The organism is Vibrio sp. 1F263 (assembly GCF_041439035.1).
In the GTDB taxonomy this organism is placed as follows: domain Bacteria; phylum Pseudomonadota; class Gammaproteobacteria; order Enterobacterales; family Vibrionaceae; genus Vibrio; species Vibrio tasmaniensis_A.
In genome coordinates, this window is record NZ_JBGONI010000085.1 from 1 (window position 1) to 4,689 (window position 4,689).

A 4,689-nucleotide genomic window follows, 5' to 3' on the forward strand; every position below is an offset into this window, starting at 1 on the left:
GCTTGAGCCGTATGCAGTGAAAGTTGCACGTACGGTTCTGAGGAGGGTGGCACCTAGTAACAGGTGCCGTCTATCCGACAGAACCTTCATAGGCTGAATTTTTACCCGTTGTAATCACCAAGTCTTTCAGATCTTAATATTTTTGATAAATGCTCTGAGAAATCTAGTAATTTATTGGTAAATAATAATAGGGTGAGACAGTGGTCAGAATCAGCTCGCCGAAACTTAGCAGTGTGCTTTTAGGAAACAAAACTTTTAATTTTCCACTCTTGGAAAGACGAGTGGGTTTAAGAGGACTGCTTCACTCAAATGGTCTGGCGAAAAATGAGCATAATTCATCGTGTGCTCAATTTTTTGGTGTCCCAGAATTCGTTGCAGGACCAAAATGTTGCCGCCATTCATCATGAAATGAGATGCAAAAGTATGACGCAGTACATGGGTTGCTTGACCGTCTGGTAGGTTAGGAAGAGCTTTTGTTAGCCAATTGTAGATCGACGGGTAACTGTAGTGGAATAGGCGGCCATTGGTTGGTTTGTAGATCTCTTCGTATAGTTCTTTTGAAATGGGCACAGTTCTATTCCGCTTTCCTTTAGTCTTGGTGAACGTGATCATATATGGACTGATTTGAGAGCCTTTCAACTCCGCTGCTTCCATAATTCGTGCACCGGTAGATAAACATATCTTAAAAATCTGTATCAGCTGCTCAGCATCTCTTGCGTCTTTGACAAACTGAAATAGGTGTTCAATCTCCTTTTGGGTTAAGTAAACCAATTCACTTTCGTCTTTTCTGAGTTTTTTTAGGCCTTTCATTGGATTAGGGTATTTCAATTCACCAATTTCGATGAGCTGAGAAAACATACTTTGTAAGCATTGTTGGTCGTAGTTGTGCGATGAGGCTTTGAGCTCTTTCCCATGATTAGCACTCTTATAGGAAATGTTGATTCGAGTGGCTCGATAATGGAAGAAATCAGCTTGGCTAAAGTGAGCAGCGACAGGATCGAGCAGCGCCTTGCAAATAGTATGGAGTCGCTTTCGAGTATGCTCGCCGGATTTAAGGTACTTGCCATGCAACGCATACCACAGTTCAATGAGCTCACTTAAAGTACGCTTATCTGTTTTTCCTCCTAACCATGGTTTATCGATGATTTCATTGAGGATGAAGCGCTCATATCCCATAGCTTCACCTTTCGTAGCGAAGCGTTTACGAATCCGTTTACCTGTACGACCATTAGGGTAGGCTTCCATAATCCATGGCTTTTTGTTGCCGTCTTTTAGGTTCCTAACTGTCATAACGTAAATACCGCCAATAAACTGTATATAAAAACAGTATTTCATAGTAAGGTTCATTTCAATGTTTGATTGGTCAAATTGGAAACATGAGGACGAGCGATGAACTTACTCCCCACTGGTACGCAGCTAGGTCAACTAGAATTACTGGAAGTGTATGAGGACTTCTTAGGGCCAAAATGCTTCTCGGTTAAGAATGAAAATACGCAAAGATAGATGGTTTATTGGAGTGGGGACTATGATGAAGGTCAGTGCATTAAGTGGGCTTATATTCCAGTGACTAAACCTTTATTAGCTCGTTTGCTTAACAATGAAGTCAGCTTTCATGATGCATTTCATCATTCAGAAGAGCTCTATATTGCTTCTATTTACTCTGATGGGGTAGGGAAGCCTGCCAAGGCAGAGCTAGTGAGGCGTGAGAGTAAGCATTTGGTGAACCTGCCACCGATCGATTTTAAAGTTGACCTTGAAGAGACGTACATGATGTAGCGCTCGTCTTTCAATGGCGGTGTATGTATGAAACGAAAAAAAACCACGAGCTTAGCTCGTGGTTTTGTGTTTAGAAAATTTTCTTGAACACAGGCGCTATTGCCTTGCCAATTATCTTGAAATTTCGTCCGGTCTTATAGTCGATTTCAAAAGCTTCATAAGCTTGGTTATCAGAAACGATCAAATAAACCCCTTTCGCTATATTCCATTTCAAACGCTTTACGTAGACCGCATCATCAATTCGAATGACATACACACCGTTTGATACAGGGTGCTGTAGCTCACGTGTATCTACCAATAAGCGATCTTTGTCGCTCAAGGTGGGTTCCATTGAGTCACCATCCACATAAATAATGGAGGCGGATTTTTCACATAAATCAAACTCGCTCAATAAGCTAGTTGGAACCATCAGAGTGTCCAGTTGGAACTCACCCTGAACCAGTGTACCCGCTCCAGCTGCCGCATGCACATCATAGACAGGCAACTCACTCCAAGCTTTAAACTCTGACATCGGCACTATTTTAGAAACATTGCTGCTGATAGGAGGGTTAGTTGAATCTTCTGCAATGTTCTGGGCTTTTAGAAATATACGTTCAGGGATTTTCCCACGAATACGCCACATTTGAACTGTATTTCGAGCGATGCCTAAAGCTGCAGCTAATTCTGTATTTTTAGAAGTTTTTGTTAGCTTTTTTAGCTCTTCAATTTGTTTATCTACGTCGTTCATATTACCAATGTAAGCTCTTTAGGCTTATAGCAACAAATAACTGTTGACTTGTTAGCTTTTGTGATCAATAGTTTTATCACGTTAGCTTTTGTAATTCATTGTTAGTCTTTATTTGTCGCTATTAGCGGTTATTCAGTAGTAAAACAAGGTTGGCACAACTGAAGTCACAACACAATTACATTGTTAGCTTTTGAGTGCATTTGTGAGCAGATGCATGAGGAGGGGGGGTGAGCAGAAAAAAGGTTCCAGTCAAGTCTGAGCACCCACTCAAGCAACGACAACTATTGAGGAAGTCAACATGAGTCAACCACTTGTTATCGCTATTGAAGCGCCATATGTAACGACAGAAAAGTATGCAGAACTGTCAGGTATGAAAGTCGGAACCATCGAGAAGAAGCTAAAAGAAGGAAAGATCCCTCGAATGGCTAAAGACGGGGCGGGTGAGCTTAACCTAGTCAATCTGGCCCTGTTAACTAAACGAGCTCTAGAAGCTAAGTTTTAGTTTACGTTCTATTCGCGACCCAATGAGTATCTGATATGAATGTTAACGTATCAATGTACATTTTTCGGGAGTCTAAACAAAAGGCGTTTGAAGATGCTTGCAATGTGTTTCGACTGACCGAAAACATGGCTGAAATTGCCATGAACATTGGTGTGTCCCCCACCATTTTGAGAAATAAGTTAAACCCAGAGCACCTCATGGAAATGGCTTTTGATGAAGAATTGGAGCAGTTTCGAGATCATGTCGATAACTCCCGTTGGAAAGGTTTTTGTGAATTAGCTTTCAAAGTCAAACGTGTCGGCGGAATTAACTGGTTAGGAACAATGTTCTTGGTTGGGGCTTCGTTTTTGTCCCACTTTTCTTCAATTGAGTATTCGTTATGAATGACATTGACTCAATAAGCGAATTTTATCGCACAAAGCAGTTGGCTTTTGATGAAGCGTGCTGTGTCTTTAGAGCCGCAGAGAATATGAGCAACTTGGCTGCGAGAATAGGGATGAACTCAACTATTCTACGCAATAAGCTCAATCCTGCTCAGCCTCATGTTCTGAGTTGTGTAGACGCGATTACTCTCGCAAAAGTGAGCGGTAATCACACCATCGTAAACAGCTTGCTTCTTGGATTGGGCGTGGTCACCGCTCATATAACACCGGAGAGCACGGATGACACCTTTGCCCAAAGCGTATTAGAGAACTCGATCCATTCAGGTGAATTGTCTCGAATGGCGTTGGAGTATGCAGGAAATCCTCGCCTTACTCGTGCTCAAAAACATAAGATTATTCATACCGCACACGCCAGTATCAGCGTTCAGGTAAAACTCATCAGGAGCCTAGAAAAACTGAATCAAGGTGTTTGTCTGCATAAAGCCATAGAGGATGTGGCGGCCGCTAATGGTTTATCTGCTTCACAGATCAATTCGGATCGATGATGTCTGTTACTCCGTGTCATCAGTCATGCCCTGAAAGTTCTGGTCATGAATTGACTGAGGAAGATAAGCGTAGAGGCCTTAGGTATATCAGGCACATTCGACGCGAGTTATGCGCTCGTCAACTTTCTTCCTTATGGGTTGAGCAGGCGAGGTTAATGAACCAATTAAGGCGTTCGAATTATGGGTTTGAACAAGTACGACTGCGAATTCGTTTATTCGGCCTCGAAAAGCGAATGCAAAGAATCAGACAACGTTGGCTTTAACGCGTTTTCCTCTTCCAGAGTAGCGTTATTGGTTTCTCCGAAGGGGAGCGTTTTTTAGCCGAGGTCAACTTTATGAATCATCATGTGTTTGCGGTCGTACAGGGTAAGGTCATTCAAACCAGTATTGAAACCGTCTCCAATTTAGTCTTAAAAGGTAAAGAAGAGTGGCGTGATGCAGTCAGTTGTCATTCGAAAAGGTGTTCGATAAAAATTGACACCCGTGGCGGCTACGAAAGCTCAAAAGGAATGGCTTTGACCGGCTCTCGAATCTTATCAGAGAGAGTCAAGAGGACTGATTCAGTAACGGCGCTCAACGCTCAAGACAATCTCTTTTGCCTTGTTTTTTCTGTAGGTGAGTATGGGCAAGGTGCACCAAGGGTGATGCGATGACGGCTCATTCTGAATACGCTGCGTCTTCATCCATGTCGTGTTTGAGTCGGCTACTTGAGGAAGCGCCTTATTTGTCGAGGTGCAGTGACAATAAAACCGCGAT

General features: G+C 42.5%; 8 protein-coding genes. 6 read left to right on the top strand and 2 right to left on the bottom strand.

Features of this window, described 5'->3' with window-relative positions; translation table 11 throughout:
• Positions 1 to 255 precede the first annotated feature (255 nt).
• Positions 256 to 1,290, bottom strand: coding sequence for a tyrosine-type recombinase/integrase (locus ACED25_RS22920; protein WP_241909416.1), 1,035 nt, complete (start codon positions 1,288 to 1,290; stop codon positions 256 to 258).
• A gap of 99 nt (positions 1,291 to 1,389) precedes the next feature.
• On the opposite strand from ACED25_RS22920, the gene ACED25_RS22925 reads away from it, so the two are divergent.
• Together ACED25_RS22925 and ACED25_RS22930 are read left to right on the top strand one after the other, a co-directional pair.
• Positions 1,390 to 1,503 carry a DUF6575 domain-containing protein gene (locus ACED25_RS22925; RefSeq protein ID WP_307862867.1) on the top strand — a complete coding sequence of 38 codons (114 nt, stop codon included), beginning with the start codon at positions 1,390 to 1,392 and terminating at the stop codon, positions 1,501 to 1,503.
• Positions 1,504 to 1,776, top strand: a complete 273-nt coding sequence (locus tag ACED25_RS22930; protein ID WP_017083866.1) for a hypothetical protein — start codon at positions 1,504 to 1,506, stop codon at positions 1,774 to 1,776.
• 70 nt (positions 1,777 to 1,846) lie between these two features.
• Here the strand turns inward: ACED25_RS22930 and ACED25_RS22935 are convergent, their stop codons facing one another.
• The gene (locus ACED25_RS22935) at positions 1,847 to 2,503 is read right to left on the bottom strand and encodes a peptidase (RefSeq protein ID WP_017099290.1); all 657 of its coding nucleotides are present in this window, start codon (positions 2,501 to 2,503) and stop codon (positions 1,847 to 1,849) included.
• A gap of 298 nt (positions 2,504 to 2,801) precedes the next feature.
• Here ACED25_RS22935 and ACED25_RS22940 point away from each other — a divergent pair, with 298 nt between their 5' ends.
• From ACED25_RS22940 to ACED25_RS22955, 4 genes are all read left to right on the top strand, one after another.
• Entirely contained in the window at positions 2,802 to 3,005 is a 204-nt protein-coding gene (locus ACED25_RS22940; protein WP_017083864.1) for a hypothetical protein, read from the top strand.
• Positions 3,006 to 3,040: 35 nt separating this feature from the next.
• The gene (locus ACED25_RS22945) at positions 3,041 to 3,388 is read left to right on the top strand and encodes a phage regulatory CII family protein (protein WP_017099289.1); all 348 of its coding nucleotides are present in this window, start codon (positions 3,041 to 3,043) and stop codon (positions 3,386 to 3,388) included.
• Positions 3,385 to 3,933 carry a phage regulatory CII family protein gene (locus ACED25_RS22950; RefSeq protein WP_017099288.1) on the top strand — a complete coding sequence of 183 codons (549 nt, stop codon included), beginning with the start codon at positions 3,385 to 3,387 and terminating at the stop codon, positions 3,931 to 3,933. Before ACED25_RS22945 ends, ACED25_RS22950 begins: the two co-directional genes overlap by 4 nt.
• Positions 3,934 to 4,268: 335 nt before the next feature.
• The gene (locus ACED25_RS22955; protein WP_017083861.1) at positions 4,269 to 4,586 is read left to right on the top strand and encodes a hypothetical protein; all 318 of its coding nucleotides are present in this window, start codon (positions 4,269 to 4,271) and stop codon (positions 4,584 to 4,586) included.
• The last annotated feature ends 103 nt before the right edge of the window (positions 4,587 to 4,689 follow it).